Below are 2119 nucleotides of genomic sequence, written 5' to 3'. Positions count from 1 at the left end.
AATGCTGCTACAGCTATCCGTTTTCTTCCCTGATCGTGTTGGGCAGCACCTTCGGTAGGGGGCGGAGCTCCCTTGCCTTGACAACATCAATAATACGTTTACACAAAATTCTTGACAGACCCCAGGCTACCGTAGCGCCTGCTCAACAATGTGTGTTATTCAACTCGTTTCATCAATCCCATCAACGTTTGATTATATACTTCTCCCAATGTGTGATTTCGTCATCATCAGATTCGACCAGTAGTTCCTCTGTTGAAGATGCTTTATCAGCATTATGAACATAATTAGGATGTTCCCAAGTTGATTCACATTCACTACAACTTAGAATTAACTTGTTTGATTTAGCCTCTTTTAAAATTACAACCCAGCCCTGGTCACAAATCACACACCATTTTACTTTGTTTTTGTAGTAATTACTCATGCTAATCATCCTATCTATCATAGAAACCATTCTTTAAACTATCGTACCTGTTGAACGAATAAGGCTGCCATCAAGGGCAGCCTATGTTACTACTACGGAAATAATTTCTCAAATTCGTTTTTAGTCAGGCCATAAATATATTCGTCATAGTATTGACCTTTTGTAAAGACCATATCTCTTATCATTCCCTCTTGAATAAATCCAAGACGCTCCTGCAATGCTACAGATCCATCATTAAAGGCATAGACATGAGCGTTAACCTTCCGATATCGTAACTCTTCAAGGTAATATCGAAGTACTACCTTTATTGCATCTGAAGCATAGCCATTACGCCAGTGGTCTCGAAATATCGAGACTCCATATTTGAAAGTTCCATTTCGTGAATTGCAACTATTTGTGCATATACTACCGACAAGTGTTCCATCAAATGTTTCAATTGCCAAAAATACATTGTCCCCATTTAAGGTATTAAGGGCTTGGCGTTCTGCCCACTGTCTTGTTCCTTCTTCTGATCTCGGAAAATGTATTTCATCACAAAGTCTGGCGTTAACCGAATCCAAATCATTGTTATGAAACTTGTCCCAGTCTGATGGCAGAACTGGCCTTAACCTGACTTTCAAACCATCCCACGCATAATTGCTCATATATTGATCCTCCTTAATGATATTCCTTAAGCCCATTTCATCAGGTTTAAGGGTGGAGATCTTGCTCGAGGATCTGATTTAATTCTGACTACATTGTTCTCAATCCTTTCTAATATGGGAAATTGTAACATGGTGGTATATGGCTTTGGTTATGTAGGCATTAGCGTAATCTGCCAGTTAGCTTAACGCCGCCGTAAAATTTCCGATTCAAGCGTTTTTGTTCTTGAGAACTTGATATAACTTTGCTTTAGACACTCCGGTCTGCTCGGTTATTTCTTTTATGGTATATTTCTGACTATCATACAGAAGTAACGCCATTTCAACTTTGCTCTTATCCAATGGCGGTCTTCCTCCTTTTCTACCTCGAGCCCGAGCGGCTTGTAAACCGGCCTGGGTTCTCTCTCGAATCGTCTCTGCCTCCATTTCAGCCAAACCAGCCATAATTGCAAAAAAAAGCTTGCCTGCCGGCGTGCTGGTATCTACTCCCAGTGTGATGATCTGCAGACTGATTCCTCTTTCCTTAAGATCATGCGAAAGCTCGATTAACTGCTTTGTCGTCCGACCAAGGCGATCCAATTTCCAGATAACTAATGTATCTCCGGAACGCAAGTACTCTAAGCAGCGGGCTAACTCAGGTCGATCACTTTTCTTTCCGGAGACCTTTTCCTCGAAAATACGATCACATCCGGATGCCTTTAAAGAATCGATTTGTAAATCCATGGACTGATCGGTAGTCGAAACACGTGCATACCCAACTTTAGTCATTTCCCAATCCCCTCTTGTCTATTAAACCTTAAATTTATAAATTTAATATACCTTGAATATTAGACGATTTAATAGACTAAAACAATGGTCAGTTTGGGGCATTTTAAGCTGTTGTTTAAAAAGTCTAAAAAACGGTCGTTTATTAGATAGCAGGCAGCCACAAGATTCAATACATAACTTATTTTGGACAAAACCGCTACCGCGGTGGTAAAACCACTAAACCCTCCATTTTGATGGTAATTAATACTGCTTTCTGTGTATCTGTTAGTACCCTAAAATTTACTATGCA

At 40.0% G+C, this 2119-nt stretch carries 3 protein-coding genes; all 3 read right to left on the bottom strand.

What is annotated here, in order from left to right; all coding sequences use genetic code 11:
• Nucleotides 1-181 precede the first annotated feature (181 nt).
• Nucleotides 182-421: a hypothetical protein gene (locus ASG81_RS02835; RefSeq protein WP_056628926.1), complete on the bottom strand. Its 240-nt coding sequence runs from the start codon at nt 419-421 to the stop codon at nt 182-184.
• Nucleotides 422-513: 92 nt separating this feature from the next.
• Nucleotides 514-1065 (bottom strand): GNAT family N-acetyltransferase, encoded by a 552-nt coding sequence (locus ASG81_RS02830; RefSeq protein ID WP_056628925.1) that lies wholly within the window; start codon nt 1063-1065, stop codon nt 514-516.
• 207 nt (nt 1066-1272) lie between these two features.
• Complete coding sequence (locus ASG81_RS02825; protein WP_056628924.1) at nt 1273-1830, bottom strand: recombinase family protein; 558 nt, start codon at nt 1828-1830, stop codon at nt 1273-1275.
• Nucleotides 1831-2119 lie beyond the last annotated feature (289 nt).

Source organism: Paenibacillus sp. Soil522 (genome assembly GCF_001428245.1).
GTDB lineage: Bacteria > Bacillota > Bacilli > Paenibacillales > Paenibacillaceae > Pristimantibacillus.
The sequence above is the reverse complement of the archived record's forward strand: the minus strand, read 5'-3'. Positions and strand labels throughout refer to the sequence as shown.

What these genes read in the sequence shown, in the direction of transcription:
- ASG81_RS02830 (WP_056628925.1), bottom strand. Translation starts at nt 1,065, where the DNA reads ATGAGCAATTATGCGTGGGATGGTTTGAAAGTCAGGTTAAGGCCAGTT.
- ASG81_RS02835 (WP_056628926.1), bottom strand. Translation starts at nt 421, where the DNA reads ATGAGTAATTACTACAAAAACAAAGTAAAATGGTGTGTGATTTGTGAC.
- ASG81_RS02825 (WP_056628924.1), bottom strand. Translation starts at nt 1,830, where the DNA reads ATGACTAAAGTTGGGTATGCACGTGTTTCGACTACCGATCAGTCCATG.